This window comes from Microvirga tunisiensis (assembly GCF_009296175.1).
Taxonomy (GTDB): Bacteria; Pseudomonadota; Alphaproteobacteria; order Rhizobiales; family Beijerinckiaceae; genus Microvirga; species Microvirga tunisiensis.
The window spans coordinates 1-26,736 of record NZ_VOSK01000070.1 but is presented as its reverse complement, the minus strand read 5'-3'; the positions used below and the strand labels follow the sequence as shown (position 1 = coordinate 26,736).

General features: G+C 59.4%; 30 protein-coding genes and 1 pseudogene. 15 read left to right on the top strand and 16 right to left on the bottom strand.

All coding sequences use genetic code 11. The features are described from left to right. Nucleotides 1–117: 117 nt before the first annotated feature. The gene (locus FS320_RS17990) at nt 118–1,191 is read left to right on the top strand and encodes an ATP-binding protein (protein ID WP_338105401.1); all 1,074 of its coding nucleotides are present in this window, start codon (nt 118–120) and stop codon (nt 1,189–1,191) included. Nucleotides 1,192–1,209: 18 nt separating this feature from the next. Next, the gene (locus FS320_RS17985) at nt 1,210–1,602 is read left to right on the top strand and encodes a hypothetical protein (RefSeq protein ID WP_152713199.1); all 393 of its coding nucleotides are present in this window, start codon (nt 1,210–1,212) and stop codon (nt 1,600–1,602) included. A gap of 311 nt (nt 1,603–1,913) precedes the next feature. On the opposite strand, the gene FS320_RS17980 is transcribed toward FS320_RS17985, so the two are convergent. Then, on the bottom strand, nt 1,914–2,507 hold the full coding sequence (locus FS320_RS17980) for a mobile mystery protein B (protein WP_152713198.1): 594 nt from the start codon (nt 2,505–2,507) through the stop codon (nt 1,914–1,916). 6 nt (nt 2,508–2,513) lie between these two features. Further along, nucleotides 2,514–2,978 carry a mobile mystery protein A gene (locus FS320_RS17975; protein WP_152713197.1) on the bottom strand — a complete coding sequence of 155 codons (465 nt, stop codon included), beginning with the start codon at nt 2,976–2,978 and terminating at the stop codon, nt 2,514–2,516. A gap of 515 nt (nt 2,979–3,493) precedes the next feature. Between FS320_RS17975 and FS320_RS17970 the strand changes: the two genes are divergently transcribed. The 4 genes from FS320_RS17970 to purD all read left to right on the top strand — a co-directional run bounded on the left by FS320_RS17970 (nt 3,494) and on the right by purD (nt 6,214). After that, a complete protein-coding gene (locus FS320_RS17970) occupies nt 3,494–3,907 on the top strand; it encodes an MbcA/ParS/Xre antitoxin family protein (protein WP_152713196.1) in 414 nt (137 codons plus the stop codon). Then, a complete protein-coding gene (locus FS320_RS17965; protein ID WP_162003070.1) occupies nt 3,904–4,617 on the top strand; it encodes an RES family NAD+ phosphorylase in 714 nt (237 codons plus the stop codon). Before FS320_RS17970 ends, FS320_RS17965 begins: the two co-directional genes overlap by 4 nt. A 6-nt stretch (nt 4,618–4,623) precedes the next feature. After that, nucleotides 4,624–4,776: a hypothetical protein gene (locus FS320_RS50760; RefSeq protein ID WP_162003071.1), complete on the top strand. Its 153-nt coding sequence runs from the start codon at nt 4,624–4,626 to the stop codon at nt 4,774–4,776. A 160-nt stretch (nt 4,777–4,936) separates the two neighbouring features. Then, nucleotides 4,937–6,214, top strand: coding sequence for a phosphoribosylamine--glycine ligase (gene purD, locus FS320_RS17955; protein WP_152713194.1), 1,278 nt, complete (start codon nt 4,937–4,939; stop codon nt 6,212–6,214). Here purD and FS320_RS17950 read toward each other — a convergent pair. The 13 genes from FS320_RS17950 to FS320_RS17890 form a co-directional block, all read right to left on the bottom strand. Beyond that, the gene (locus FS320_RS17950; protein ID WP_152713193.1) at nt 6,211–7,812 is read right to left on the bottom strand and encodes an amidohydrolase family protein; all 1,602 of its coding nucleotides are present in this window, start codon (nt 7,810–7,812) and stop codon (nt 6,211–6,213) included. The two genes, purD and FS320_RS17950, sit on opposite strands and share 4 nt — an antisense overlap. A gap of 216 nt (nt 7,813–8,028) precedes the next feature. Then, nucleotides 8,029–10,107 (bottom strand): type IV secretory system conjugative DNA transfer family protein, encoded by a 2,079-nt coding sequence (locus FS320_RS17945; RefSeq protein WP_338105399.1) that lies wholly within the window; start codon nt 10,105–10,107, stop codon nt 8,029–8,031. A gap of 20 nt (nt 10,108–10,127) precedes the next feature. Then, the gene (gene virB11 / locus FS320_RS17940; RefSeq protein WP_152713191.1) at nt 10,128–11,198 is read right to left on the bottom strand and encodes a P-type DNA transfer ATPase VirB11; all 1,071 of its coding nucleotides are present in this window, start codon (nt 11,196–11,198) and stop codon (nt 10,128–10,130) included. After that, nucleotides 11,164–12,399, bottom strand: coding sequence for a type IV secretion system protein VirB10 (gene virB10, locus FS320_RS17935; RefSeq protein WP_152713190.1), 1,236 nt, complete (start codon nt 12,397–12,399; stop codon nt 11,164–11,166). Before virB10 ends, virB11 begins: the two co-directional genes overlap by 35 nt. Nucleotides 12,400–12,405: 6 nt before the next feature. Beyond that, nucleotides 12,406–13,248 (bottom strand): P-type conjugative transfer protein VirB9, encoded by an 843-nt coding sequence (virB9, locus tag FS320_RS17930; protein WP_152713189.1) that lies wholly within the window; start codon nt 13,246–13,248, stop codon nt 12,406–12,408. Beyond that, nucleotides 13,245–13,964: a VirB8 family type IV secretion system protein gene (locus FS320_RS17925; RefSeq protein WP_152713188.1), complete on the bottom strand. Its 720-nt coding sequence runs from the start codon at nt 13,962–13,964 to the stop codon at nt 13,245–13,247. The genes virB9 and FS320_RS17925 overlap by 4 nt, the downstream gene beginning before the upstream one ends. Before the next feature lie 12 nt (nt 13,965–13,976). Next, nucleotides 13,977–15,014: a TrbL/VirB6 family protein gene (locus tag FS320_RS17920; protein WP_152713187.1), complete on the bottom strand. Its 1,038-nt coding sequence runs from the start codon at nt 15,012–15,014 to the stop codon at nt 13,977–13,979. Between the two features lie 198 nt (nt 15,015–15,212). Then, nucleotides 15,213–15,938, bottom strand: coding sequence for a type IV secretion system protein (locus FS320_RS17915; RefSeq protein WP_162003068.1), 726 nt, complete (start codon nt 15,936–15,938; stop codon nt 15,213–15,215). An 11-nt stretch (nt 15,939–15,949) separates the two neighbouring features. Next, nucleotides 15,950–16,606 (bottom strand): hypothetical protein, encoded by a 657-nt coding sequence (locus tag FS320_RS17910; RefSeq protein WP_152713186.1) that lies wholly within the window; start codon nt 16,604–16,606, stop codon nt 15,950–15,952. Beyond that, on the bottom strand, nt 16,603–19,017 hold the full coding sequence (locus tag FS320_RS17905) for a VirB4 family type IV secretion/conjugal transfer ATPase (RefSeq protein ID WP_152713185.1): 2,415 nt from the start codon (nt 19,015–19,017) through the stop codon (nt 16,603–16,605). The genes FS320_RS17910 and FS320_RS17905 overlap by 4 nt, the downstream gene beginning before the upstream one ends. 12 nt (nt 19,018–19,029) lie before the next feature. Next, nucleotides 19,030–19,320, bottom strand: a complete 291-nt coding sequence (locus tag FS320_RS17900; RefSeq protein WP_152713184.1) for a VirB3 family type IV secretion system protein — start codon at nt 19,318–19,320, stop codon at nt 19,030–19,032. Next, entirely contained in the window at nt 19,320–19,658 is a 339-nt protein-coding gene (locus FS320_RS17895) for a TrbC/VirB2 family protein (RefSeq protein ID WP_152713183.1), read from the bottom strand. The genes FS320_RS17900 and FS320_RS17895 overlap by 1 nt, the downstream gene beginning before the upstream one ends. 13 nt (nt 19,659–19,671) lie before the next feature. Beyond that, nucleotides 19,672–20,280 (bottom strand): lytic transglycosylase domain-containing protein, encoded by a 609-nt coding sequence (locus tag FS320_RS17890; RefSeq protein WP_152713182.1) that lies wholly within the window; start codon nt 20,278–20,280, stop codon nt 19,672–19,674. Between the two features lie 581 nt (nt 20,281–20,861). Here FS320_RS17890 and FS320_RS17880 point away from each other — a divergent pair. The 5 genes from FS320_RS17880 to FS320_RS17860 are packed head-to-tail and all read left to right on the top strand — an operon-like array spanning nt 20,862 to nt 23,476. Beyond that, a complete protein-coding gene (locus FS320_RS17880; RefSeq protein ID WP_152713180.1) occupies nt 20,862–21,191 on the top strand; it encodes a hypothetical protein in 330 nt (109 codons plus the stop codon). 3 nt (nt 21,192–21,194) lie between these two features. Next, nucleotides 21,195–21,632 carry a hypothetical protein gene (locus tag FS320_RS17875; protein ID WP_152713179.1) on the top strand — a complete coding sequence of 146 codons (438 nt, stop codon included), beginning with the start codon at nt 21,195–21,197 and terminating at the stop codon, nt 21,630–21,632. Beyond that, nucleotides 21,629–22,240 (top strand): acyltransferase, encoded by a 612-nt coding sequence (locus FS320_RS17870; RefSeq protein ID WP_152713178.1) that lies wholly within the window; start codon nt 21,629–21,631, stop codon nt 22,238–22,240. The genes FS320_RS17875 and FS320_RS17870 overlap by 4 nt, the downstream gene beginning before the upstream one ends. 31 nt (nt 22,241–22,271) lie before the next feature. Then, nucleotides 22,272–22,856, top strand: a complete 585-nt coding sequence (locus FS320_RS17865; RefSeq protein ID WP_338105398.1) for a thermonuclease family protein — start codon at nt 22,272–22,274, stop codon at nt 22,854–22,856. Next, entirely contained in the window at nt 22,853–23,476 is a 624-nt protein-coding gene (locus FS320_RS17860; protein ID WP_152713177.1) for a hypothetical protein, read from the top strand. The genes FS320_RS17865 and FS320_RS17860 overlap by 4 nt, the downstream gene beginning before the upstream one ends. A gap of 105 nt (nt 23,477–23,581) precedes the next feature. Here FS320_RS17860 and FS320_RS17855 read toward each other — a convergent pair whose 3' ends face one another. After that, nucleotides 23,582–23,905 carry a hypothetical protein gene (locus FS320_RS17855; protein ID WP_152713176.1) on the bottom strand — a complete coding sequence of 108 codons (324 nt, stop codon included), beginning with the start codon at nt 23,903–23,905 and terminating at the stop codon, nt 23,582–23,584. 194 nt (nt 23,906–24,099) lie between these two features. On the opposite strand from FS320_RS17855, the gene FS320_RS17850 reads away from it, so the two are divergent. The 4 genes and pseudogenes from FS320_RS17850 to FS320_RS47970 form a co-directional block, all read left to right on the top strand. Further along, on the top strand, nt 24,100–24,630 hold the full coding sequence (locus tag FS320_RS17850) for a winged helix DNA-binding protein (protein ID WP_152713175.1): 531 nt from the start codon (nt 24,100–24,102) through the stop codon (nt 24,628–24,630). Between the two features lie 593 nt (nt 24,631–25,223). Then, nucleotides 25,224–25,541, top strand: coding sequence for a replication initiation protein RepC (gene repC, locus FS320_RS17845; protein WP_162003067.1), 318 nt, complete (start codon nt 25,224–25,226; stop codon nt 25,539–25,541). Nucleotides 25,542–26,039: 498 nt separating this feature from the next. Beyond that, nucleotides 26,040–26,564, top strand: a complete 525-nt coding sequence (locus tag FS320_RS47975; protein ID WP_244627204.1) for a single-stranded DNA-binding protein — start codon at nt 26,040–26,042, stop codon at nt 26,562–26,564. A gap of 37 nt (nt 26,565–26,601) precedes the next feature. Continuing rightward, a pseudogene (locus tag FS320_RS47970) lies at nt 26,602–26,736 on the top strand (IS630 family transposase); the annotation flags it as partial.

Genomic DNA, 26,736 nt, shown 5'->3' with positions numbered 1-26,736 from the left:
CCGTCATGGCGGGTGTGGCACGGTGCAATCGTGGCAGGGGTTGGTGTCAGCAACCAAATCCTACGACACGTCAGTCACTTAGGCTACACTCGCCAACCCTCTTCAGCCGCATCGTGCATAAGATGGGTTAGCATAGGCCAACAGCGCTCCTCGATCTATCTTGATCTGGAGTCTGACGCCGACCGAGCTAAACTCGCCGAACCAGAACTCTATCTCAGTCAGCACAGTGACAAGCTGGTCATCCTAGACGAAGTTCATCGAATGCCGAACCTCTTCCAGAACCTGCGCGGGCTCATCGACCGAGGCCGCCGGAATGGAAGGCGAGCAGGTCATTTTCTGCTCCTCGGATCAGCTTCGATCGAGCTGCTAAAGCAGTCGGGCGAGACACTCGCGGGGCGCATTGCTTATCTCGAGATGCGACCGATAGATGGTCTCGAGATATCCCCCGAGGACATAGATCCACTATGGGTGCGAGGAGGATTTCCCGACAGCTTTCTTGCGGCAAGCGACGGAGCGAGCCAACGTTGGCGGCAAGATTTTATCCGCACCTATCTGGAGCGCGACATCCCGCTTCTCGGCCCACGTATTCCCGCAGAAACGCTACGGCGATTCTGGACGATGCTCGCACATCACCAGTCAGGCCTTCTGAATGCCGCCGAATTCGCACGCGCCCTTGGCGTTGATGGCAAGACAGTGGCTTCTTATCTCGATCTCCTCGTTGACCTGTTACTCGTACGCCGCCTGGAACCGTGGCACGCAAACGTCGGCAAGCGGCTCGTTAAATCACCACGAGTTTATGTTCGGGATAGCGGGATTGCGCATGCGCTCCTCGGGTTAACCACGCTCGACAACGTGCTCGGGCATCCCGTGGCGGGGGCGAGTTGGGAGGGCTTTGTCATAGAGACCCTCATTGCCGCGGCCCCGCAACATACGCAGAGCAATTTTTACAGAACTGCCGCAGGCGCCGAGATTGATCTGCTTCTGACCCCTCCCGGCAGGCGTTCGTGGGCAATCGAGATAAAGCGCAGCCTCGCCCCGAAGGTTGAGAAGGGATTCTATCTTGCCTGTGAGGACATTGCTCCTGAGCGGCGGATTGTTGTTTACCCGGGCCAGGAGAGTTTTCCGCTGAGGGACAATGTCGAAGTGATGCCGCTGGCCTCGGTAGGCAAAGCACTGCTTGATCTTGCGTGATGCAGTCCCTGGACGAATGTGCTGGTCGATGCGGGCAAGCACGCGCACAAGGAGAGGAATGCTATTGTGATCGAAGCACAAACCATCGCAATTTGGGATGACGAAAAGATCGATGGTGGTGAGACGCCGGTCCAATTGACCGAAGCGCTTCTCGATTTTGCGAAATCCCCTGCGGCGCGGCGCCTGATCCGTAAGTCCGAAGAGCAAGAGGTTAAGTGCGAGCTTCGTGTCCCCTTGCTTAACGACTGCCGGGTTCTTCCGGATGAGTTGAGCCGGGCCCTGGGAACGGTCTGGGGCGCCGCGATCGACGCCGGCAAACCTGGAGAGAATTTCATGATTGATCTGTGCGTGGAACCGGGTTCTCGTCTCGTGGTGCAAGCGCAACGGGGCGGGCCGCTGTTTCGGCCTTAAGAGCTCGCGGCCGGCCTCTGGGCTACCGTCTCGGTACAAGAAGCCGCTGGCCCTATCCAATCTGTTGCAAAAGGCGTCGGCAAAGCCAGAGTTTCGAACCCGCGGGTGAGCGCAGGCTCCAGCGAATGAGAGAAGGGTTCATGGTGCAGAGACAAACGCTTGCTATGTTCGTCTGCGGCGGGGCACAGCAACGTTACTCCAGTCTTAAGTAATGCTATCACACTTTAGGATCGTGCCCTGGAGATCCTCCGCCATCCAGGCGCGCGATCCCCTGCTGGGCTCGTGTTGAGGAACGGGGCTGCTGGCGCCTGTCACGAGCGCGCGAAAGCGAGCAGCGGCGCGATATCGTGGTTGTCGGCTGCGCGAAGAGCCGCCACATAGCGCGCACGGGTTTCACCGGCGTCGATCAGGTTCATCCGGCCCCAGGTGAAGACGGGTCGGCCGAGCTGACGGGCAAGAAGATCGCCGACCAGACGGGAAAAACGACCGTTCCCATTTGGGAAGGGATGGATTGCGACGAGGCGGTGGCTGAACCGCACGGCGATCTCGTCAGGCGGGTAGGTCTCGTGCTCGGCCCAGTAGCGGACATCGTCGATGACCTGCCGCACGTCCATCGCGATGCGATAGGCGTCGACGCCAATGTTGCGTGCGGTCGTGCGATATTGCCCGGCCCAGCGCCAGACGTCGCCGAACATGCGACGATGCAGATCACTCAGGAAATCCTGATCCAGCACGTCGCGCTTACGCGACATTACCCAGCGCAGCGCTTCGCCGATATTGACCTGCTCGGCCTCGTTCAATTCATGGCGCAGCGTGATGTAGGAGGGGATGAGCTGCTCGCGCTCCTCGGCCGTCAGCGGCGTGTTGGCTTCATCATCGTCCTGGAACAGCGGATCATCGGACATGAGGGATCACTCGTCGTCCCATAGGCTTCGTGGCGAGCCGGTGAGGATCAGATCGATCATGCGACGCTGCTCGTCATCGAGATCGGATTTGAGCAGCGCCTGGTTTTCGAGGTGCATCGTATGATCAAGGCGCGCAATGATCTGCCCGGCTTTCTGAGCCGCGCGATCGCGCACGATGTCATCGAGCGGCTTCGTCGGAACGAAGGCATAGACGAAGGTGCAGTTCATCGCTGCGGCTGCTTCGCGCAAGGTCTTGATCGTCGTGGCGCCGGAGACCTCCGCCTTCTCGATTGCGGAAATGCGGGAGGGAGCCGCCTTCATGCGGGCAGCGAGCTGTCGGGTGCTCATGCCCAAAGCCTCGCGGATCGCCTTCATCCAGCCGCGCGGTGGAGGCACGAGCTTGAGAGCGCGCAAAGGCGCGACCCGCCTCTCCAGCTGCTTGCGCGCGAGCGCCGCCTGATTTTTGTTCATGTTCGCGTGTCCGCTCTGACGGGCATTTAACATATATATGTGAAAACTTTTCGCCTCAACGGACATATATATGTGTGCAAATCTGGTATGGTCAATCATATAAACATGAGCACTTCCTGGTCGGGCCCGGGTTCTGAGCTCACTCCGAACTGGCATGAACTTGATGAAGAGGACTGGGAGAAAGCGCCAGAATGGCAGCCGTTTCAGGGGTTTGGCTTCCAAAGTGAACGGGTTATATGCTGCACAATAATTCCCAAGCTAACAGCCTTGTCAGCATAGAAGGTCGAGGCCAGCTGGATCGGCCTCAGGGCCGCGCAACCCTAACAGCTTCGCCGCGGCAGCCCCTGGCCGAGGAGCGATGACCTGCTAACCGTTGCACGTCGGCTTGATTCCACAACCGGGAGACCTCCTTCTGTCGGTCCCTTCTTATGGCACACTCCAGCCAGAGGGTAAGGAACTGAGTGTTGCCATATGGCATTAAAACACTAATATAATGTCATATGGGAGATGCTGCTATGGCTGCCTTGCTGCCCGTCGACACTGCACCCAAGGACTTCCGGCCTGCGCCGATTACCGATGATGAGGCCGCCGCGATGTTTCGCGCAGCCCTCAATCTGTTCCGCCTGTGGGACATCACCGATGAAGAGGCGGCCACTCTGCTCGATTTACCCGTGCGAACCTATCGGCGATGGAAGGCTGGCGACCTCGGGCGCATTGATCGGGATAGCAAGGCCCGGCTGTCCAATCTCATGGGCATCCACAAGGCCCTGCGGATCATCTTCCGGGAGCCGCAACGCGGTTATGCCTGGATCAAGGCACCCAATTCCGCATTCGCCAACAGATCGGCTCTTGAGGTGATGCTCGGTGGCGAACTCACTGACCTGATGCGCGTTCGTCGCTACTTGGATGCCGAGCGGGGCACCTGGTGATCGATAGTGATGCGATCCCCGTCTCTGGGATCAGTTGGCGCGGCTCGGTTCGGATCATCCGAAGCATTTTTCCGCCGATTGACCTTTTCGAAGACATTGCGGATCCAGCCGATTGGCCTCTCATCATCTCTGCGGAGCAGAAAACGAATCCACGTCTGATGGAGACCATCGGCAATCTTGATCTCGTGCCCGAGAAACGCCGCGTCGCTGGTCCGGGGGCGAGTTATCTCATGGCCCCTTTCACCCATGTGAGCACTGATCGGCCGAGCCGGTTCAGCGACGGGACCTTCGGTGTCCTTTACGCAGGCAATTCCTTTGAGGTCGCCCTGTTCGAGACGATTCATCACCATGGGCAGTTCATGGCCCGCACCAATGAACCGGCTGGGTGGACTTCCCAATTTCGGGAGATCCTGCTCGAGATCAATGCACACCTGCACGATCTCAGGAGCAGTACTATTGACCGGTCAGGATTGCTCCTGCCCGACGATTATAAGGCAAGCCAAGCATTAGGCTCTCAGCTTCGGGCCACAGGCTCTGATGGGGTCGTTTACCCGAGCGTTTGCTATCCAGGTGGCGAGTGTGTGGGGCTGTTTTATCCAGACGGTGCTGCAAATCCCATCCAGGGCCGGCATCTCGGTTATCACTGGAACGGCACGACGGTTGATCTCTACCGTGATGCTACCACAGGCCAAGTCTACCGAATTGTGTGATTTCTTATACACGATTCTGACCCGCAATCGGGACCGCACGGTTCCTCCGGCGGACCTGTTCTCAACAGCCGGGATGAGGTTGTAGGGCTTTACTCTCGCTCCAGTCCGAACGGCAACGCGGTCAGCGTAACACTGGATGGCCTTCAGGATCTCCTCTAAAACATCGAACCCAAAAGTGGATCTGCACTTTCGCGTCCGATGCTCCTTCATTGATGAGACCATCGTTCGGTACGGAAGACCGGGTCTACTTTTCACTGACGAGGCCCTCTGGGGCCGCACGATGCTCCAAGAGCGCTGGCATCACTTCGGAGGCAAGTCCATGAACATTCTTCTCATCGGTTCCGGCGGGCGGGAGCATGCCCTAGCCCGCAGCCTCTCGGCGAGCGCTCTCTGCGACAGGCTGCTGATCGCTCCCGGCAATCCCGGCACGGCCCAGCACGGCACCAACGTGGTTCTGGACGTCACCGACCATCCGGCGGTGATCGATTTCTGCCGGGTGATGAAGGTCGGGTTCGTGGTGGTCGGACCGGAGGCGCCCCTCGTGGCCGGTCTCGTGGACGACCTGAAGGCCGCCGGCATCAAGGCCTTCGGGCCGAGCAGAGCCGCCGCCCAACTCGAAGGCTCCAAGGCCTTCACCAAGGATCTGTGCGCCGAGTTCGGCATCCCCACCGCCGCCTACCGGCGCTTCACCGATGCGCAGACCGCGAAAACCTACGTGCGCCACTACGGCGTGCCGATCGTGGTGAAGGCCGATAGCCTTGCGGCCGGCAAGGGCGTGGTGGTCGCCATGTCCTTCGAGGAGGCGGAGAACGCCATCGACATGATGATCGGCGGCGGTCTGGGCGCCGCCGGGGCCGAGGTGGTGATCGAAGCCTTTCTCGAAGGCGAGGAGGCGAGCTTCTTCGCGCTCTGCGACGGCGCCCGCGCGATTCCCTTCGGCACGGCCCAGGACCACAAGCGCGTCTTCGATGGCGACAAGGGCCCCAACACCGGCGGCATGGGCGCCTATTCCCCCGCCGCCGTTCTGACGCCCGAGCTGCAGGCCCGGGTCATGCGGGAGATCATCGAGCCGACGCTCGCCGGCATGACGGCGCGGGGCACGCCTTATACGGGCATTCTCTATGCCGGTCTCATGCTCACCGAGGACGGGCCTCAGCTCATCGAGTACAATGCCCGCCTCGGCGATCCGGAGACCCAGGTGCTGCTGCCGCGCCTGAAGTCCGACCTCGTGAGCGCCCTGCTCGCCGCCTGCGACGGCGGCCTGAACGGCGTCTCCCTGCAATGGTCCGACGCCGCGGCGCTCACCGTCGTGATGGCGGCCAAGGGTTATCCGGGCACGGTCGAGAAGGGCTCCGAGATCAGGGGCATCGACCGGGCCGAGGAACTCAACGACGTCGTCGTCTTCCATGCCGGCACGAGGCAGGACGGCGACCACATCCTCGCCCATGGCGGGCGGGTGCTCAACGTGACCGCCCTCGGCTCCACCGTCGGCGAGGCCCGGAGGAAAGCCTATGAGGCGGTGGACCGGATCGACTGGCCCGAGGGCTTCTGCCGCCGGGACATCGGCTGGCGGGCCGTGGAGCGCGAACGGCGCTAGAGTGCTGATCGGAGCCACTGCGGAATGTTTATGTTTTGCTTGATTCTTACCCGGAACTGATCGTCGTCGATCTCAGTTATCGGGTCGAGGACCATGGGTTCGACGTCCGTGCGTCCTATCGCCTTTGCCCCGATCATAAGCTCCATCGCATAGTCCTCATCCATATCGAGTTGGACATAGAAGCGATCCGCGGCCTCCCTCATTAGCTGGTGCTGCGGGAGGAACTGCTCAGCAAGATCAGGCAGATGCTCGAGCGCATAACTCAGCGTCGATATTGCGGTTCCAAGCGCCATGCCGTCGAGCGGGTGCCCACGATCAATGATGTCGAGAACCATGTCCTGCTGACCAACACGTAGCATCTCGACGCCTTTCGTTGTGGGATCGATGACGCTCGCGCGGCCAATGCGCGGCCGGCCATCAATAAGCACAGCGATGATCTCACTTTCCCACGCTTCAACGAGCTGCGCGTAAGGGTCTTTCGAAGTCCCATCGAGAACAAGAAGGTCAGCAATCTTCCCCACTTCTAGGCTTCCCAGGAACTCGCCCCATCCCATCATCCTAGCTGGCGTGCTGGTCACCATTCGCGCGAGGTCGAGATCAGAGAAGAGGCTCCCAAGTTGAGCGCTAACAATTCTGGCGATCTTCAACTCCCCGAGCAGATTTTTTGTGCCGCTGGGTCCCCAATCCGAGCCGAGCGCGATCGGGACACCGGATTTGACTGCGCTCGCGACATCGGTTGTCGCGCCGTAAAGAAGAAAGTTGCTGAGTGGCGACCAAACAATCCCGCCGCTTTCCTTCATACGTCCCATTTGCTCGGGGTTTAGAGCTGTAGCGTGGATCCCGATCAGGTTCGCACCAATTAGATACGAGCCATCTGGCCTCTTCAATGCCTCGAAAAATCCCCGCGAGATATCGTCGGTACCTTCGGAGAGATGGAGTAGGAAGGGCTTCGTCTTATCACCCAGGATCGGTCCATATTTTTTGTTAGCCTGATCGAAGGATGTGAAATCGCCGATACGGTCTTCAGCAATTGGCCAGCTCTTATCATCTGGAAGCTCGACGTTCCTGACGAGCCCTGCGTAAGCGGCTTTTTCATTGTTATCCATCTTCAAGATGGAAAGACCCTGAGTAGTGGTTACTCCTCCAAGCAAGGCGCGAGATTCAACGAAGCGAATGACGGCGCGGGCATTGTTTGAGAGCGGATCGTGCGTGAGCAAGGTCGCCGGGTTCTTGACAAAACGCTCATACTTAGCAGCATCCTGCCACTGTTTGCGGCGTTGGTATGCAGCCGGGACAGCCCAGAGGGGAATGGCATTATAGCTTGGGTGATTGTGTAGCTCGAAGAGTCCGGGATAGATCGTGCCGTTGACGTCAATGGGCTTGTGCGCGGCGAAATCCCCTGGCAGCGGCTGATCACTAGGAGCACAATGGACAATGTGTTTATCCTCAATGGCGAGAAGACCGTCAGGAATCACATTGAACGCCTCATCCATGGTGACAATGCGCCCGCGGAGCACCAGGCGCGATGGCGGGGACAGCTTGTTAGGCGCAACAGAGAGCGCCCTGATCTGACGTGTTTCTTCTCGGAACCAAGCCATGACATCCCTCTGTGTTGTCGTTACGGCCCTATACTGACCTGGGAACAGATTAACATCTTAACCGGCAGCATGAACAGTGACAGACATGCACCGCTGTTCGCATTGACCGGCGTTGCACAGGTGGAGAGTGCTACTCAGCGATCGATCATGAGCCACCTCCCGGCCGGGTCGTGGGGACCGGCTGACTTTGCCTATGACCTGCCATCTTGGTCCATCTCACGCCCGGATAAATGCGCTTAGATCAGTTCCCGGCTCCACCAACCCGGCGTTCGCATCCTCCTCAACCAACTTCTTGAGACGAGCAACGGCCGGATGTGTTTTCGCTACTGCATCCGCCTGATTCAGGAGCTTCTTGAGGCCGTCGAAGGCCGGAAGATCGAGGCTGAAACTCTCCTCTTCATCCTCGTCGGCACTCGTAGGCCCTACGGCATCCACCGCCGCAGGCTCGAGCGCCTGGACGAGATAGGGCTCCGGCGTGGGCGCCGCCGCAGGAGGCGCGATTTCGGCGGCAGGCTCCGGCACAGCAATGGCCGGTGTCACAATGTCCGGCTCCGGCGCAGCCGTCACAGCCACGGGAGCTTGTTCAAACAGCGGCCCCTCATTGAGCGGTTCGAGAACCGGCACATTCAGGGCCTCGCCAAAGTGCGCTACTCTCGTACGGGCGGCGATCAAGTCCTGATCCAAGAAGAAATGCAGTTTATCGAGGACCGCGCCGTTATGACCGCGCACGAGGAGCAGGGACTTGCGGTTGTCGAACCGGCGAATCGCGTCCGAGCTGATGAGAGGTTCCGCCTCAAACCGGCCAGATCGCGTGTTGGAGCCCAGCCCCATCCCTCCCCGGCCCGGCGAAGAGCTCCATCCTTCCCGCAAGACGTAATGGCGGCCGAACTCCTCCGAGACGTAATCCGCCGTGGCCTTATCACCTACGGCAATGTTGAGTTTCACATCCATGTTGCCGAGGAGCATGTCACGGATCGGTTTGCCATAGCGCGCATCCAGTTGCGGGATGTTTTGCGCAATAATGGCAATCTTGAAGCCGTAGCCGGCCACGAGCGGGGTCTTGTCGACGATCTCGGGCAGCCGTCCAAACTGGTAGAACTCATCCAGCATCATGAGCAGCTTGTGCGGTTCATCCTTCCCCGGCAGCGCGCGCATCAGCACATCATGCACCTGTTGGATAAACAGGCGAATGAGAGCTTCCGCCGTCCCGAGATCCCCGGCAGGCGTTCCGATGAACACTGTAAAGGGCTTGCGGCGCAGTTGAGCAATATCGAAGTCGCTCCGGCTTGTGGCGGCTGCCATGAGCTCACCGTTCCAGGCATTGAGCGCGGTCATGATATGGGCCTCGAACGAAGGCCGTTGCTCAGGATCGCGGCTCATGTGCTGGCGAAACTTGTCCGCCACATAGGGGTGAAGGTTCGGCTCATCCTGCAAGATCTGCTTCATGAGACCGGCCAAATCCTTGCCGGTGCTGAAGAGCCGAACCACAGACCGGATCGTTCGCCGCCCTTCCATGCGCTTGCTGTCGAGGATGTAGCCTAAAAGCCCCGCAAAGATGCTCCGGGCGGTTGCCGTCCAATAGGCATCGCCCCGGTCAGGCGACGGGATCAGGGTATTGGCGATATTCTCAATCTCGGTCGCGCGGCGCGGCCAGTCCGAGACACTATCGAGCGGGTTCCAGCAGTGGGACTCTGCAGAGCCAGGGCTGAATAGAAAGACCTCTTGGCCCATGGCAAGGCGCGCAGGCCCAACCTCCTGCCACATTTCCTTTTTGACATCGAGGGCGATGAGCGAGCCGCGCCATTCGAGGCCATTGGTCAGGACGAAGCCGACGCCCTTGCCCGAACGGGTCGGCCCGTTCACGTAGATATGGCTATCGCCGCTGTAACGGACTTTCCTCCCCTTGTAGGAGCCCAGCAGGATGGAGTAACCGGGCTCCCCGTCGAGTAATGCTGCTTCTTCCAAATCGCTTTCGGTCGCAATGCGCGCCGAGCCCTTGGGAGGCTTCACCTTCCAGGGCTGGAAGTGGAGCAATGCGCCGATTACCACCAAGAGGACGATCTCACAAAACAGGGCGATCAATGAGACCGTGACCAGCTTCATGACCATGGGATGTCCCCAATAGACATCCACCTGGTCGAAGGCCGCGCGCCAGTGGCCATCAAGGACGACAGCCTTCCACATGGCGGTTTGACGGCTCAGCAGGTATGTGGCCGCCGCATAGTTGAACGACCACAGAAAAAACGTCCCGCTTAAGGCAAGCGGAGCGCCAACAGCGAGAGCGCCGATTGTCACAAACAAGCCGCGTTTCCACTTCACCGCCCTGCCCTCTGGAATTTGTTGAAATAGATCTGCGACACGCTGCGCGTGGGCTTGCGTTGCAACTGGACGAAGACCGGGACCGTGGCCCGGATAATCTCGGACAGTTCCGCTTTGGTCAGGCCGAGCCCGGCCTGCATGGTCGCAAGTGCCACGCGGGTGATGGCGTCCTGTGGCGAGTTGGCATGGACCGTACTCAAGGAGCCGGGGTGTCCGGTATTGACCGCCTGCAAGAAGGTGAAGGCGTCCGCCCCGCGGATTTCGCCCAGCAAGAGCCGATCAGGGCGCACGCGCATGGCAGCTTCCAGCAGGTCCTGAACCGTCACCTTCGCAAGCCCCTGATCGCCCTTCGAGGCCAGGAGGGCACACCAGTTCGGTTGCGGAGGCTTGAGCTCCAGGGTGTCCTCAAGGCTCAAGATACGTTCCGACACAGGAATTTCCTTGAGAAGCGCATTGAGAAAGGTTGTCTTGCCCGACGACGTGCCGCCCGCGACGAGCACGGTATACTTGTTCTCGACAGCAAACCTCAGCGCCTTCATGCGGCCTTCCGGGGTAGGATCGCCCAGGAGTTCAAGAAACGCCTCATCGGTTTCGTCGATGTCGTCAGGATCGACCTCGCGTGGCCCGGAGATTTTGACGTGATTGAAGGCTCCCCTATCGAGGTAGTTTTCGAGCGAAAGGTCGCGGATCACCTGCTTGCGGATCGAGAACATGCCGCCATGCGGCGCGGCAGGCGACAAGACGCCCTGGAAGCGCTCCCCAAGCGGCATGGCCGCCGAGAGGAGTGGCGTCACCTCATTCACAGATTGCTTGGTATAACTGGCCACCTGTTGCGCGATGCGCTCGATCTGAACGCTTGTGAGCGCCGACACCTCAAACCGCTGCATATCAGCGTGCCGTGTTGACTCAATCCAGACCTCCCCAGGCCGATTGCACATGATCTCGATCACGTCGGGGTCTTCGAGCCAGCGTCTGATCGGCTCACAGGCTTGCCGGAGGAAGGTCGGGAGCGTGTTCCACACGCTCCCCGTCTCACTTTGTAACGCTTCTCGCACGACGCAGTTCATGCAATGCCTCTTTGACCGGATCTTGATAAAGACCGGAGAAATCAAGATCTCGTCTGACGAAGACTATGATCCGCGTGCCTTGATCGACGTGGATGGTCGGCGGAATGTTGATCGAGTCCCTGAGTGCCTGGTTGGCAAGGTCGGACATCGTTTGCGCAATGGTCTGTTGGGCTTGGCTTTGGGCCTGCTGCTGGATGTAAGAGCCGCCTCCGGCAGACGCCGTCTGCCCCTCGTTGTTCAGACCGGCAATGAACGAGCTCACGCCACCCACGATGCTGAGCAGGATCGCAGAGCCGAACCGTTCAGGATAATGGTTGTCCACGTCGCCGGAGAGGCCGGAGCGCCCGAGCCCATCCGTCCCGTAGGAGCCGAGAGCCACGGACACGCCGTCGGCGCGCAACATGCGGGTCCATGCAATCAGAACCCTTGTTTGGCCGCGCGCCAGGCCAGAGCGGTATTCGCCAGTCAGCATGGTTCCCTTGGGGATCAGCATCCGCCGCCCGTCGAAGGAATAGACATCCTCGGAGGTGATCGCGCGGACCATGCCGGGCAGGTCCGATTGAATGGCGGTTTCGAGAATGCCCCGGATCATGGTCCCTTGCGGGATCAGCGCATCAATCCGATGGTTCCTGGTCGCGCGGGCTCTTTCGACATCTTGAGACGCGGCCCGAGCCATGAAGGCGCGGTTCGGATCAGTCTTAGGCCCTTCCACGCGCAAGGCCCCTCCCCCTTCCGCTCCACCGGCAAGGGAGCCCTCGCTTTCAGTCTGTTGATCGAAGATCAGCATTCCCGAGCGCAGGGCCTTTTCCCGCCGAGCCTCTTCCGCAAGTCGCCGCTTTTCCTCTTCGGCGAGGCGACGCGCCTCGCTATCGTCAATGACCGGCGCAGGCTGGATCACGGCCACAGGAGGCGGAGGGGGCGCGACCACCACCGGCGGCGGCTCAATCACCAGCCGGTTGTCTGTTTTCGGCGGCGGCTCTTTGAAGTCGAAATTCACATTCTTGGCTTGCGCCGTGTTGAAGGCTTCCGGCTTCTCTTCGTGGATCGTATTCGCGCTCTTGCTGTTGAAGAGCCAAATCCAGGACAGAACGCCAAGCGTCACGGCAATGAGCGCGACCTTTGCTATCGTGTTCGGTCCGCCCGATTGCTGTCGCGGAAGGCCAGAACCAGCCTCCTCGGTTTCAAAGTCAATGCGCGACATCGAGGATCAGCCCTTTGCCTTGAGAACGGGAGCCACGGCTGGAGCCGGAGCCGGTTCCCCCACCATCTGAACCTGGGGCTGAACCGGCGTCATCATCGACTGAGGCACCTCAGCCGGTTGGGCGCGGAGGTTAAAAACACAGGTCGCCTCATTGTTGGCGCGCAGGGTCCATTGCGCGGCCACCTTATCGACCACGATCACTTCACCCTCGCGCCTGTGATTGATCAGGCTTTCCGTTCCGTCCGGGTTGACGAGGAAGATCCCCGGCACCTCCCCGGCGAACGTGAAATAGGTCTTCACACCATCATCGAAGATATTCTGTGGCACGTTCAGGCGTGAGCCCTTGAACCCATAATCCAAGTTCGCGTTCGCTGCGTTCCTCTTGAGTTGCTGGAAATTCGGCATCGCCGCCATGCGCCTGGCCTGTTCGAGCAGGCGAGCATCCACGATGTCATCCGGGTACTCAAACCGGAGTTTGAACGTCATATCCTTGTTGTTGGACGCACCCGCTTTGAGCAGGAAGTTGTAAATCCGCTTGTTGGTGACAACATTCATGTTTGTCACCGCATCCCGCTCAAGCGGCTTGATGAACAAGAACGACTTGCTCTTATCAGGCACAGCCTGCCAAGAGACGCTATCGCCCATGGCGACCGTTGCAATCTGTTCATCCTCGCCAAAGACAATCATGGTCGAGACGCCAAGCGTTCCCGCCAGCGACACAACATTGTCTTTGTGATAGGTCACCGTCCGAATGCGCTGATCTGCCCGAACCGCAGTTGGGACGAGTTCAGCCGAGGCCCCCGAGGACAATGCCAGCAGAGCGGCCAGAGGCAAAAGCAGCTGTTTCATTGTCCGGCCTCCCCGGTGGCGCCGACGGTTTCCTGATCCTTGCGGTACTCGGTCACCTGGAAACCGAGCGGGTTGTCGAAGCGCCAGTCATTGCGCATTGGTTCCGACGTGTATCGGAAGCGGACATTGGCCACCCAGTGCTCCGTCACGGTTTCCCGGTCATTCTTCCGGGTCGTCTGGAAGCGCACGGCCGCCGTGCGCTCATTGAGGAAAATCACAGACTTGACCATGACGGATACAACCGTGTCCGGCCCGTAGCGGCGCATGGGGTTGCGCAGGTTGGAGTTGTCAAATTCCGCCTGGAGGTCCCGGCTTGCGGCTCCAGCGGAGTAGAGCAGCGCGAGCTCGTAATTATCGCGCAGGCCCTTCGGGTCGTAGGTTTCACGCGCCCGCAGGAAGCGCACGATATTGCCGCGCGTCACGGCCTCTTGTTGTGAGATCGTTCCGCCCTGTTCGAGAGGGCGAGCCACTTCCACAAAGCCGGTTGTCTTATCGACCATCAGGGTCACCACCTCGAAGGTCTTGAGCGGAAGGAGCAGGACGAGAGCTGCGAGCGCCACCAGCAGGCCGAGCCCGAGGATGACGGCCACGCCCCGCCACACGCGAAGAGAGTTCACCGTCCGTTGATAAACCGACTGTTCCCACCGAACGCCTTCATCGTAGTAGTTTTGATGGACGAGCGGTGCAGGGGCAGCATTGCTAGCCAGGTCAGACATTGGTTTTCTCGCCTACGAACGGTTCTTGTCCAGAGCGGACGTGATGAGAGCTTGTTGTTTCTCGAGGTGGCTGGGGCCAATTTGGTTCGAGTGATGGCCCCGCAGATAGCGGTAGGCTTGGCCCGCCTTGATCCCGGTCAGGAGCAAACCTTTCCCGCCCAGGACGGCGGCGGCGAGGGCTCCATGCTTGGCAGTCCCATCCAAGCCATTGGTGCTGAGGCGCGCGCCTCCGGCAATACCCTGTGCGATGCCGAGGCAGTGATAGGCTATAAACCAGCCGATCACGCACATGAGGATGAAAGGAGCAATCACGGTTAGCGTAGGCTCACCGCTCGAAACGGCGGCGGACATATCGTTGACGACTGTGTCGAGCAGGACAATGTAGAAGCCAAGCAGACCATAGACGACGAGCGGGATGATGGCGTATTGCGCGCAGGAGCGAAGCCAACCGTCGAAGAAAGGAATGGAAATTCCGAAAAGCGCAAAGGCGATGAAGATGGGGGCAAGGCCGAGCAGAACGAAAAGCGCGATCTTTCCCATAAGGATCAGAAACGCTGCAATCGCCACAAAGACGGCGGCCACCAGCAACACGATATAGCTCAGGATCGTCATGCCGAAGTTCGCCCAGCCGGCCGCTGCGCTGATCTTTTGGGCCGCGCTGTTCGCCGCGTTCCACAAATTGCTCAGCCCGCTTGCGATCGAACCACCACCATTGCCGCAGGTCGAGCCGCCGCCAACGGCTTGGCAGACCACGTTCCCAAGGCTGTCCGGAGCTTGCGTGAGGACTTGCGCAACCAGAACCTGAAAGTCCCCCCACGAGACCGCGAGGGTATAGATCAGCATCATGCGGCCAATGCGCCACAGGAACACCGGGGCCGAGAGCCCGACACGCCCGATCAGCATTTCATAGCCCCAAAACGCTACGATGATCGCCATTGCAAGGAGGAAAACTGGCTGTAGCGCGGTTGCAAGTTGATTGTAAATCGCCTGGACGGCCGACATTCCAAGCGAGTCAACTTTGTTGAACAGGGCGCCAATGACGTTGTTCATCAAGCGGGCCTTCGTTACTGATTAAGGAGCCGCAGAGGGCCGCAATCCTCAGTCGCCGCGAAGGCGCTTGCGCTCAAGAAGGAGCCGGAGAACGAGCAAGGAGCCTTGAGTTCCTTATGACCGGCACAGGCCGAGAGCCCCAGGAGGGAGAGGCCGAGCGCCGCAGCAGTTACCAATCGGGTCAGAAATCGAGGCATGTTAGGGAGCAACCAGCCGGACAGAGGAAGGATGATAGGTAAGCACTTTTGCTGCATGAGCCTGTCCGGCCAGATCCTGCATGTGCTGTGCATTCAGGGCGGCATTCGCCGAATTCATGACGCCGATCAACTCATTCACAGTCAGGCCCGTTTGCACCTGCAACTGGCTGTTCTGATCAATCGAGCCCTTGATGTCTTGCGCCGTTCCGATCTGGCCTCCCGCCGCCTGGAAGGCATGGGTGCGGGAGGAGGCCGCGGACTGGGTTCCCGAAACCATGCCCTGCAAAGCCGTCGCGGTGTTGACCGCACCTTGATAGGCTTTATCGGTGCCGGTGGAGCTAGAGCCGCTGAGACCTGTGAGGGTGTTGACAAGCTTGAGCCCGTTGATAATCCCCGCCGCGACCTGCCCGAACTCGCCCAGATTGCCCCAAGCCATCTGTCCGCCACTAAGGATTGAGGAGAGCGAGGGTGCACCGGACATGTTGAAGCCGGAGCCGAGGGCCGCGTTGGCCATCGAGCCGGTCTGACGGCTGCCGGTCACAGCCTTCAATGTCTCCTGCACGGTCTGCATGATCTGTTGGTTGGTGTTCATGATCGCTGCCGTGTTCGAGGCGGTCTGCGTTGCCTGTGACAGCGTTGCGGAGTCGATCACCGGCACTTGTGCGATAGCCGGAGCCCTCAGCACCAGCAGGCCTGTTACAATGGCAATCGAGCGAATGGAACGCACTCAACCCTCCTTTACTCTGTTTGTTGAGGTCGGGCTTGCTCATCGACCAGCCGCACATCGGCGGGGTCATAGGTCAGAACCTTTTGCCGCTGGCTGGCTTCATCGAGCATCCGGATCAGCCTGTCGTTCTCGTACTGGAGCCGGATCGAACCGGCCTGGATCGCCTGCCCCCAGATCCCAACCGTGCCGATCCTCGCTTGAGAGTTCTGGCCCCAAGCGCCCTGCAAGGACTCGACAGCGCCGATCTGCGCCTTTCCTTGGTTCAGCCCTTGCATATTGGCTTCAATAGCGGCTGACAGAGCGCTGATGGATTGCGCCATGGCGGCGAAGTTCTTGCCTTGAACCGCACCGATCCCGCCGAGGATTCCGCTGATCAGCTCCGCCACATCAATGCCATTCACGACGCCCAAGGTTGAACCCGGCCCGATAATATCGGAGGTTCCCGCGTTCATCGAAGCGCCCCCGGCTTTCGGCGCGACAACACTCTCCTTGACGCCTCGCGTGGGTTGAAGGGTGTTGTCCTTGTAGGTGCGCGAACGCAACATGCAGCGCGCTGTCCTGTCCTCTTCCTTGAGGCGCGCGGCGTCCTCGACAGGCACTTGCGCGAAAGTGCTGGTCGTGACGCTCATGCCGAGCGCAGCAAAGAGCGCAAGAGCAACCCTGTTCATTTTCCATCCTTCCAGCCGCAGAAATACGGGAGCCAAGCTTCAGGATCATCGCCATACTGTTCCCGCAGGGACTTGCACTCGGACACCCGCTCAGGGGTGCCGGAGAGAACTTTCACAAGGTCCGGCATCTGTGAGAGATCAAGGCGGGCAATCACCGAATCCAAGTCATGCCGGATGAGGAACTGACGTGCCTCCGGGGCTGTCTCCCGCACCCACTTCAATTCACGAAGCGACAGCTTGAAGCCGTTCAGATAGCTTTCCTCATCCGCTTTCGGGTTCGGGAAGAACAGGTTTGTCGGGATTTGCTCAAAGAGCGTATGAGCAATCTCGGCTGATGCAATGTCCTTGGCGGATTGCGTTCCAAAGCCGACGATCCCGTTGAGCTTACGGATCGTCTTAAGCTTATCATTGAGGAAGGCTGAGAATTTCTGATCGCGCAGGATCTTCCAGCCTTCGTCAATGAACAGCATCATGGGGGTGCCATCCATGGCCCCCTCGATGCGGTGGAAGATATAGCCGAGAGCCGCCGTCCTCAGATCGTCGTCGTCGAGGATCTTGGTCATATCGAAGCCGAAGATCCCATTGCCGACCGACCACGAGTCGACCGGATTGTTAAAGAGCCAGCCGCGAGTGTTCAGCCAGACCTCGAAGCGCGAGGCCAAGTCGTCGTGTCCTGCCCTCTCCCGGCCCCGCAGGAGCATGGTCACATCGGACAGACGCCGCTCTGTCACCGGCACTTCAAAGATCTGATCGACGGCGCCCTCGATGATTTTCTCTTGTTCGGCCGAGAGGTCGCGGTCATCCGCAGGACGGACCATGAACCGGAGGAGGTTTTTCACAAATTCTCGGTTCGCCGGAGCATCGCCCTGTTGGAGAGGATTGAAGCCGGTTCGAACACCGGGCTCCAGAACCTCATAGCCGCCACCCATGGCCCGAATGAACACTTCCGCGCCCCGGTCCTTGTCGAAATAGGCGCAGCGAGGGCGCGGCTGAACCCGCATGGCTTGCGCCATGAGGAAGGAGAGCGCCACGGTCTTGCCGGAGCCGGTTGGGCCCACGACCGTGAAATTACCGACCTGCCGACGGTGGAAATTGAAATAATAGGGGGTGCTGCTGGTCGTTTGCAGCAGGGAGATAGCCGGTCCCCAATGGTTGCCGTCCCGGCGGCCCAAGGCGAAGTTATGAAGCGAGGTAAAGCCCATGAAGTTGCGCGACGTAATCAGCGCGCGGCGAGCGATATAGGGGAAATTGCCTGGCATCTGCGCCCAAAAGCTTGGCTCAGCGTTCATATCTTCACGAACTGCGGTCATCCCGAGTTGCTGGATTTCATTGGTGACGTCCTGAACACACCGCTCCATATCAGCCATGGTGTTGCCGAGGCACAGGACCGTCAGATGATGTTCCCCGAACACAGCGCGGCCCGAGACAAGTTCATCCCGCGCCAAGGAAACAATATCCTCAACTTCGGTTCCGCCCTCATCCGAGGCTCCGATCTGACGTTCGACCTTGCCGATCTGTGACAGGACCGGAGCACGATCCTGAATGGCGAATGACTGTGAAACAATGAACTCGCCTTTGATCTTGAGCAGCCCGTCAAGCATCCCCGGCCCGGTTAGCGCCGGATACTCGCGGATCGAGACCATGCCGCCATAGCGGTTGTCGCCGGTCACAGCGCCGCGCAGCTCAAGAGCCCGCTTGCCGAAGGTAATCCGGCGCGTGGGAAGGTAGGTGTCCAATCCCATGCGCGGGAGAAGCATGGGGATCTCGACACCCCCGTTCAGCAGTTGAGCCAGAAACTCGCAAGGTTCCGAATAGACGGAGCCATTGCGAGCCACCAGCGACAGGACTCGAGCGCCATAGGGAGCAAATTGCTCTTTGAGGTTGCTGACGGCCTCTCTCAGTTCCTTGCGCGCTTCCTTGTCCAACTCCGCGGCAGACACACCTGCTGCCTTGCGAAAGCCCTTCATGACCTTATCGGCCATGCCGACCTTACCCTGAAAGCCCTTGCGAATGACCGTCAGATAAAGGTCATTCACAAACATGCGCTGATTGCGGATTGTCTCAGAGTAACGCTTGTTCAGCAGATCGCAGAAAGCGTTGTTGAACTGGCCGGGAATGGAGGGTTGGATTTCGCGCCTGATGATATGGGAATAGACAGCAAAGCGGCTATCGTTCAGCGCACGGATAAAGGTATTCCGGCCTTCGAGCTTCTGGTTGATGGCCGCCTGGTCCGCAGTCTGGAAACAGAAGCCTTCCAGCTTCACGAACGACATGAGCATGCCGTCCTTGGTGCGGATGGTCTGATCATCCACATGCCGCAGGTATGGCAGCATATCGGCGATTTTCTTCTCGCGAGCAGCAATTGCCCCAAAGGACAGGAGAGGGCGAACGGCCTTGTTCACTTGGCTCATGCCGGCCCTCACCTATGGTGTATATGAGTCGCCGCCCCAAAAGGAGCGATTGCGGGTGAACGGGCAGCGCCCGAAGCGAACGAGAATGATGTCTACAAACCGAGCATCCCGTACCGTCAGCAGATAGGCGATGGCGTGAACTGGGACCACCAGCAAGAACATGAGAAGGTTCTTGGTGTTGATGAAGATCAGGACGACAAGGCAGAACTCCAGCACGAACAGCACGTACGGAATGCCAAGCATCATCGGCGGCCGCGTGAGGCCGCCAACAAGGTGGTCAAGATGGGGCTTGACGTCCTCCATTAGCCGCCCCCGAGGCCACCGGAAAGGGTGCCGACGATCTGCGTCGCGCCGAAGATGAAGGCGATTGCGACGATAATCGAGAAGCACATCATCCACGGGATGCGGGATGTCAGCGCGAGGTAGCCAGCTACTGCAACCGCGATGGTTGCAGCCGTGGTCGCAAAGCTTCCGGTCAGGAACGCTAGGATTTGACCAAAGGCCGTCTCGATGGGCTGGAAGGCCCCGCCAGCCGATTGTGCGAAGGCCGGGTCAACGGCTGCGACAGTGCCGATCAGGGCGACTGCCGCGACGAGCCTGAGCGTGGTCAGGCTTGGCGCAAGTCTATCAGTCTTGTTCATTGGGGTTTCGTCCTCAGTCCACATAAAGAACCGAGCCGCCGATCCACGTTTGACCGGAGGCGTCAGTGCGGGTTGCGTCGGGCTCTTGTGCAGCCGCCGCTTTTTTCCGACTGGCTCCCGAGCGGCTGCCGCCCTTCAGGGAGTTGTCGAAACCGTAATAAGCATTGGCGACCGTCGCGACGTAGCGCACGGTCTCGGAAATCGCAGGGATGCCTTTCGCGTCGTACACGCGGCCAGGACCGGCGTTATAGGCGGACAGGATCAGAAAGATGTTGCCGCCGAACTCAGCCGCGAGATCCTTGAGGAAGGCCACGCCGCCACGAATGTTCTCCGCAGGGTCGCAGATGTCCTTGACCTGATACATGGCAGCCGTGCCGGGGATCAGCTGCATGGGTCCATGCGCATTCTTGTCGGAGTTAACCCGCGCACCATAGGCAGATTCCTGGTCGACAATCGCGAGGGCGAGTTTCACATCAACGCCCTGCTTTGTGGCTTCTTCCTTAACCAACTTGCGCACAAGGCCAGCCTCAACCGGATCACACAAGGGAGCCGCCTCAGGCGTACCGGTCGCGTGAGCCGATCCGGCCGCGGTTAGAAGGATGGCGAGGACAGCCGAGCGCATGGGCGCCTCCTTGCTATGCAATTAATATTGCGTTATTAGCATACATGAAAACGCAAGGTAAATGATTTTGTGAGAAAACCTGTACGAACAGCGCTGATGCTGTGGGCTTCGGCAGCCTCTCCGGCCGTGGCTCAGGACGCGTCTTTCGGCTGCAAAGTGTTGCTGTGTGCGGCAGCCTCCAATCCGTCATGGGGCGGCATTCCCTACTGCGTCCCAATCATGCAGCAGTTGTTCAAGCAGCTTGCCAAGGGGAGGCCGTGGCCGGTCTGCTCGGAAGGTCGGGCGAGCGCGCCCGGATACGAGCCTTATGATCCTTGTTCCACAGGCATGGTCAGCGTTCGGCCGAGTGACGATGGGCATTACATGGCCGACGAGCGAGGCGGACAATGCGCGGCTCTTGTTGCCGAGAACACCCCCCGCTTTCATGAGCTCAATTGCGAGGTCCCACACGCTTGCATTGATCCGCAAGCGGTGGAGCAGCGGCCAAGAAAAGAGAAGCCCTACTATGTCGATCTGGCTTATGGAGGCCAGACAAAGCGATTCTGGTTCAATCTGTATGGAGGCGATTAAGGACAGGAACGATGTCGTCGCGCGAGCCCCCATTCATTCAGTACGAGGACGTGCCACAGCCCCGAGGCGGTTGTCTCGACGCGGCCGTTCTCGTTGGCGGTTTGGGAATCATCGCGCTGGTAGCGGTATGGGGCTATATCGGCCCGGTTCTCTATACCGTCTCCTACGTGGCCGACTTTGTCATTCACCTGTTCAATCCGGCATGGCCAGTCAAATGGATGGGTGACAACTCGACATACACCATCGTGGTTTCCGGCCTGACGGCACTCGCCATGACCTACGGAGTTTATCGCTTGATCCGCCTTTCATGGCGGATCGTCCAATTCATAAGAGAGGGCTGAAACATGCGGTTTGCACAACTTTCTGTGGCGGCGGCGCTCGTCATATCGTGTGTGTTCCCGGCACTTGCGCAACAGAGCGCCCCTCCCGGTTACAAGCTTAAGCCCACCCTTAGCTATGAAAACGTGTCCAAAGATCCTGATGGCATATGGCCTGATGATGAGCTTATGCCATCGGGTATGCGCAATGAATACCCGGACATATCGACAGCGCGAATCTCTCTTCCGTCCGGCGAGTGGATTTTGAGTGTTCAGAATGGCGGCTGTTCCATGCAAAGCGACTGTCCGTATATCCTCGCCCTCAAGAAGAACGGCCAGATCACAAGGATGTCGCGCGGATATCTCGGCGGCAACGGCACGGCGACCCTCTCAATGGACTACTCAAAGCTGTTCGTGGACACGTTCTCAGGGGTTGAGACGCAGCCGGTTGGGCCGACCGAATGAGCACCTGGCGTCTGTCATTTGCCCGCCTGGCCGGATCTCTGCTTGTCTTTGCCGCCGGCTTGGCCCACGCCGGAGAAACCGCTGTTAGTCTTATGAACGCGGGTATGCACCCGGAGTGTGCCGAGTACGCATCCAACGTGAGCGGGAGTGAAGGGAATTTTGGTTCCGTCTCTCCTCTGATCAATGGCACCCGGTGCTATGGGGCATTTCAGTTTTGCGTTGGAGGGGCGAGCGACACGCTGAGCCGGTACTACGATGGTACGCCCGCGCAGTTTTTGAACGATCCCAAAGGCCAGGTCGATGCCTGGATGCGGTATCAGCGGGACCAGTGGTCTCTTGCCCAAAAGCAGGGATTAACGAGCGCAGTTGGTCAGCGGATCTGCTACCTGGGTGAATGCTCCACTCTCACTCAATCTTCAATCCTGAAAGCCTGCCAGTTCGGATGCGCAAGAGGCGGCAAGTTGGATAGATTTGTGAAGGCCGGTTTCAACTGTGATGCACCCGGGACCAAAGACGGGGCAGGGACCAGCGTTTGCAAGTACCTGGTTTCAGGGGCCGGCTACAACGTGTCCTGCATCACCAACACCAACGACGGCTATGACTGCTAGGCTATCCCTGTGGCCGGTACGGACGAAGGACGTGACCAGAACCCACCAGCGCGGGGGAATGTCTTTCCTTGCCCTCTTGTATGCAGCGACTTTGGCTCTCGCCCTCCCTCCTCTGGCCGCCGCACAGGCCCCGGCTCAGGCGCAGCCCGCCTTTGGCATCCCCAAGGATGGCGTAACCTTCGAGACTGGCGACACTTGGCAGCAGGGAAGCCAGAGGATGCGGCTCTATGGGGTCCAAGCCTGTATCCGAGGAACCCGGTTCACAAATCAGGCCGGAGCGTCCGTCGACTGCGGCGAGGCATCCTTGAGCTATCTTGCTGCCGTGATCCGCGACACCTCCCCCTCTTGTGTCCCGGTCGCGCAGATCGCCGGGGCACCAGCGACGATTATTGTCGTTTGCACGGTCCAGGTTGGAGGGCAGACCCTAGACCTTGGGACAATCCTTATTTCACAAGGGTTTGCCTTCGCCTCATTCTCAAATGACGCAAAGCCTGTATACATGCCTTATCTCGTGGCAGAGTTGACGGCTAAGCAGGCCAAGCGCGGACTATGGGCCGCGTCCGACCTGCCCCACCCAAACACCCTGCTCTTTCAGTCAGTGGCGAAGAAGTCATGAACCCGCGTACCAAGTATCATGCCAGTTGGCGCAAGGCGCAGAAGACGCTCTTGGCCGATATGAGAGAGACCAAGGCATTCGTGAGCGCAGAGAGTTACGGGCGCGCCGTGGCGCTTGCGGAGAGCCGGAACGAGCGGCTTCCGATAACGATTGGACGGCTCCTGGACTTTGCAATCGACGTTCTCGACGGTGCAGATCCCGAAGACGCCAAGCAGGAGGTGTCCGCTCCTCCGGCGACCGCGAGCTTGGAGGTTCCCGCCGAGGCCCTGTTACAAGCCATCCTCGCAAGCCGCTTCCCGAGTGATACCGGCGCGGCACGGCTGCGCCAGTTTGCCTTCGTGCAGATCGTGGCCGAGCGGAACGCCAAAGGTCAAGCCCCGACCTCGACGGAAATGGCCGGATTGACGGGCGCGTTTCGGGCGCAGATGGACCTCTTGTCGAAGCAGCTCGCGGAACGTGGCCTCATCACCCGCAAGCACGCTCCCAATCACAGGGGCGCGAGATCGGCCAAATTGCTCATGATCGCGGACAATGCTCTTGAGCATTTTAATCAGGCACACATTGCCGAGACCGGCGAGCCCATTACGGGGATCGAGGCTCTGAAAAAGGTGGGCCGGTAAGATGGCCCCTGCCGGCGCATCGCCAGTGATCGCCTGAATCAGAAAAGGCAGGTCCGGTTTCCCAGACCTGCCTTGACGCACCTTATCGTCTTCGTTGAGTCGTTCTCAGTGACGACAGACCGGGTGCTGTGCCATCGGGCCCATGTAGGCTTCCGCGCCGATCAGGAGAACTTCCACCAGCTCCTTCGGATCGACCGAACCCACAGGGCCAGTTTCCTCAATCGTCTCAATCCACCGCTCGGCAAGCTGTCCCACGTCATCAAGCGAGGGAGAGCTGCCGAGGGCCCATAACAGTCTGCTAAATGCGTTGGACGCTTCTGGATTGTCCGCAGAGAGCGCCGTTGCCGTGAGTGTGGCTTGAATAAAGGCCTTCTCGGCGGAGCGGGGGTCTGTTGGGGAGACTGAGAGAGTCTGTGCCTTGCCGTTCATGATGATGGGTCCCTGAAAAGCAATCGAGTGTCAAAGGCTTGCGGTTTCAGGACGATCGGCATTCCCCCTCAAAACAGGGGACAATCAATGCGCTACTACTTCTGCGCGCTGCGCTTGGTGAAGCCGATGGAATAGGATCGCCCAAAAATCTCTGACAAAGCCTTTAAATTCCCCTTAGAAGGAATTAAAACGCGGTGCAAGCGGCCAATCGACAGTTTCATGGGGAAGCCCTGGCTTTTGTGCGCAGGGACATCATCCGCCTTGTTTTGGCCGACCTACTCCAGAACGAGTCAGGCGCCATGGCCCTCCAGCACCTCGGAATCCTGTGGATCATCTATGAGTTTTCAACCCCGCAGGAACCCATGACAACAGCACGCTTGAAAGCGCTGACAAAGGTCACATCAACCGCAGTCATCAAATACACGGAGCGTCTCGAACGCCTTGGTTTGATTAAGCGCAAGCGGGTGACGGCCAGCCATGGCAAAGGCCGTGCGTGGGAGTATCACCCGGCACTGCCGGATGCTCTTTTAGGGGATGTCGTCAGAGGGATATTGGAATCTGGAGCGTCGTTCCCGAGCCTGGCCTCCCTGGCTGAGAAAGATTCGGTATCGTCCCAGGCGACAGCTTTGACAGCCCTGACACAAGAGCCCGATCAGGGTGAGAAGCGCGGGCGCAAAGGCACACGCAAAACGAAACGCGCGCCTCGCAAGAGCAAGCCCGGCTAAGGCTGCTCACCACCGTCCGTCAGAACTCGTAGGCCGGTGAGTCATCGACTTTGAGCGTCGCACGCTCAACTCATGCTCTTCGTGCGCCAAGCTATCCTCCCGGGCTTCCCTACAGGGCGTAGTGAGTGATAGGTTAGCTCATGAAGGAAGTTAGGTGAGTGCGACACCATGAGAGAACGGCTCTCCGATTCGCCAAGATCAAAGGGCCTGTCACTGAAACCAAGCCCGCACGGGGTTGTCGGATGACTGGTAACTTGCGACGGTGGTAAACCTGTCTTCGACAATCAGAATTCCGTGACCTCGTTCGCGCGGACACGCCCATTACGGTTCCAATCGGAGTTGAAACATTGTTAGGTCAGGGATGGCGGAATCGGAGGCCGGAGTTATGAACACCGCTCCGTGCCCGTCCTCGGTTGGAAGCCGCGAAGTGACCCGTCAGGCCTTTGATGCTCAGCCAATTGCGAGCCAATCCGATGAGCATCGTTTGGTCGCAAGGCGTGCCAGCATCACGCTTGCACGACAATCGGTGGCCGCTGATACAATCCGCGTGCTCGAGACTTAATCCACATTCTGAATTTTCTATCGGGCTTGTCATGACCGCACGCTCTCAACGGAGGGGGTTCGCCGCATACGCGAAAACTTGGTTCGCGATCGCCGGGGCCGCCGACGTCACTTCAGACCAAGTTGGAATCAGCAAATCAGCATGGATCAAGGCATGTGACGTGGTGGGGAATGCAGCGGCCGCAACATCCGTTGCGCTCATTCGTGAGCGGATCGAGGCACACGAATGCGCCAGCCCCAGTGGGGATCTGCGCGGCTTGATTAAGGCCGCACACGTCGGCGAGCTCTTCCTATCAAAGTCGCTCTTGAGGCTTGCAGGCTGGAATGCCGCCGCGGCGAGGGATCATTGATATGACCTGCCCTCCGTCGCCTCTCGATTCTGGTGGATGGTGTGCCGGCAGCAGCCAGCAGGCCCTCTTGTGTCGAGATCCGCGCGAGCTGCATCCGCACAGATCGAGAGTGCGGTTGCGCCGGATCACCCAACCGGAGGCGCCAGTGCGCCTGGCCCGTTGCAAAGGCGACTTTCACAAAGCCGATGGACACGGCCGAGCGAACGCCACGGATCAGCACAGGAAGCGGTTTCCCGTCGTTCGCCAAAGTGGAGCCTAACCCCTTTTGCTCTTGTGAATCCCTATGCCGCCACGTTCGTCCCCCAAACTCTCGCAGCCGAGAAATTTCCCCTGCCCTTCGGGCCTTCCTCGCGATCAGGCTTAAGCCTTGCAAATTTCCCTTCTGCTCAGGTGTACCGCTTCGCTCCGCCCCCTTGGAAGGGGTTCAGTCCCGCCCGCGCCGTCATGGCCGGGTTTCGTCACAACGGGGTCTTAAGCCCCACCTTCAGGAGAAAGACGATGAGAAACGTCGCCAAGTTTGAGATCCGCGGTCAAGTGGTCCGCGGCGCCCAGGTCGGCAAGGCCCTGAAAGTCACCATCGCCGCCAACTATCGGGTGAAGGAAGGCGACGAGTGGAAGGACGATCCTCACTACAACACCGTGACGATTTTTAACGAACGGATGCAGAAGTACATCGCGGACTATGTCGGGACCGGCGATCTGGTCCAAGCCGAGGGCCGCATCCGCCAAGGCGGTTATGCGAAGAACGGCGAGCAGGTCTATACCGTCGATCTGATCTGCGATGACTTCTCCCTCCTCTCCCGAGCGTCCAGCCCCCGCTCTTTTTACCCCCGGAATGGAGGCTCCGATGTCCAGCCAAACAGCCGAAGTCCCGCGCCGCGCGCCCCGCACAGTCGCACTCGAAATGCGACTGTTGCCGGTCGAGTGGCGCGCGGTCCTGTTCGGTCTCGGCTCATTCATTCTGGACCTTCAACACGCGGCTCAGGAGCTAGTGGTTTCCGCCTAACAAAAGAGTCCGCGTGAGGATTCCCCCTGGCTTGTGCGTATGCGAGGCTGCAGCATGCGCACTGGTATCTCCATCACCCTTAACTCCTCAGACAGGCAGCGCCTTGAGGCTGTTATCAGCAACCGGAACACGGCCCAGAAGCATGTCTGGCGGGCCGCCATCGTGCTGCTGAGCGCCGATGGTGTCGGC

Bases quoted from the DNA above. Each gene is read 5' to 3' on its own strand.
- FS320_RS17980 (WP_152713198.1), bottom strand. From the start codon at position 2,507: ATGTCCGATGATCCGCTGTTCCAGGACGATGATGAAGCCAACACGCCG.
- FS320_RS17975 (WP_152713197.1), bottom strand. From the start codon at position 2,978: ATGAACAAAAATCAGGCGGCGCTCGCGCGCAAGCAGCTGGAGAGGCGG.
- FS320_RS17970 (WP_152713196.1), top strand. From the start codon at position 3,494: ATGGCTGCCTTGCTGCCCGTCGACACTGCACCCAAGGACTTCCGGCCT.
- purD (WP_152713194.1), top strand. From the start codon at position 4,937: ATGAACATTCTTCTCATCGGTTCCGGCGGGCGGGAGCATGCCCTAGCC.
- FS320_RS17950 (WP_152713193.1), bottom strand. From the start codon at position 7,812: ATGGCTTGGTTCCGAGAAGAAACACGTCAGATCAGGGCGCTCTCTGTT.
- virB11 (WP_152713191.1), bottom strand. From the start codon at position 11,198: ATGAACTGCGTCGTGCGAGAAGCGTTACAAAGTGAGACGGGGAGCGTG.
- virB10 (WP_152713190.1), bottom strand. From the start codon at position 12,399: ATGTCGCGCATTGACTTTGAAACCGAGGAGGCTGGTTCTGGCCTTCCG.
- virB9 (WP_152713189.1), bottom strand. From the start codon at position 13,248: ATGAAACAGCTGCTTTTGCCTCTGGCCGCTCTGCTGGCATTGTCCTCG.
- FS320_RS17925 (WP_152713188.1), bottom strand. From the start codon at position 13,964: ATGTCTGACCTGGCTAGCAATGCTGCCCCTGCACCGCTCGTCCATCAA.
- FS320_RS17920 (WP_152713187.1), bottom strand. From the start codon at position 15,014: ATGAACAACGTCATTGGCGCCCTGTTCAACAAAGTTGACTCGCTTGGA.
- FS320_RS17910 (WP_152713186.1), bottom strand. From the start codon at position 16,606: ATGAACAGGGTTGCTCTTGCGCTCTTTGCTGCGCTCGGCATGAGCGTC.
- FS320_RS17905 (WP_152713185.1), bottom strand. From the start codon at position 19,017: ATGAGCCAAGTGAACAAGGCCGTTCGCCCTCTCCTGTCCTTTGGGGCA.
- FS320_RS17900 (WP_152713184.1), bottom strand. From the start codon at position 19,320: ATGGAGGACGTCAAGCCCCATCTTGACCACCTTGTTGGCGGCCTCACG.
- FS320_RS17895 (WP_152713183.1), bottom strand. From the start codon at position 19,658: ATGAACAAGACTGATAGACTTGCGCCAAGCCTGACCACGCTCAGGCTC.
- FS320_RS17890 (WP_152713182.1), bottom strand. From the start codon at position 20,280: ATGCGCTCGGCTGTCCTCGCCATCCTTCTAACCGCGGCCGGATCGGCT.
- FS320_RS17880 (WP_152713180.1), top strand. From the start codon at position 20,862: ATGTCGTCGCGCGAGCCCCCATTCATTCAGTACGAGGACGTGCCACAG.
- FS320_RS17875 (WP_152713179.1), top strand. From the start codon at position 21,195: ATGCGGTTTGCACAACTTTCTGTGGCGGCGGCGCTCGTCATATCGTGT.
- FS320_RS17870 (WP_152713178.1), top strand. From the start codon at position 21,629: ATGAGCACCTGGCGTCTGTCATTTGCCCGCCTGGCCGGATCTCTGCTT.
- FS320_RS17860 (WP_152713177.1), top strand. From the start codon at position 22,853: ATGAACCCGCGTACCAAGTATCATGCCAGTTGGCGCAAGGCGCAGAAG.
- FS320_RS17855 (WP_152713176.1), bottom strand. From the start codon at position 23,905: ATGAACGGCAAGGCACAGACTCTCTCAGTCTCCCCAACAGACCCCCGC.
- repC (WP_162003067.1), top strand. From the start codon at position 25,224: ATGACCGCACGCTCTCAACGGAGGGGGTTCGCCGCATACGCGAAAACT.
- FS320_RS47975 (WP_244627204.1), top strand. From the start codon at position 26,040: ATGAGAAACGTCGCCAAGTTTGAGATCCGCGGTCAAGTGGTCCGCGGC.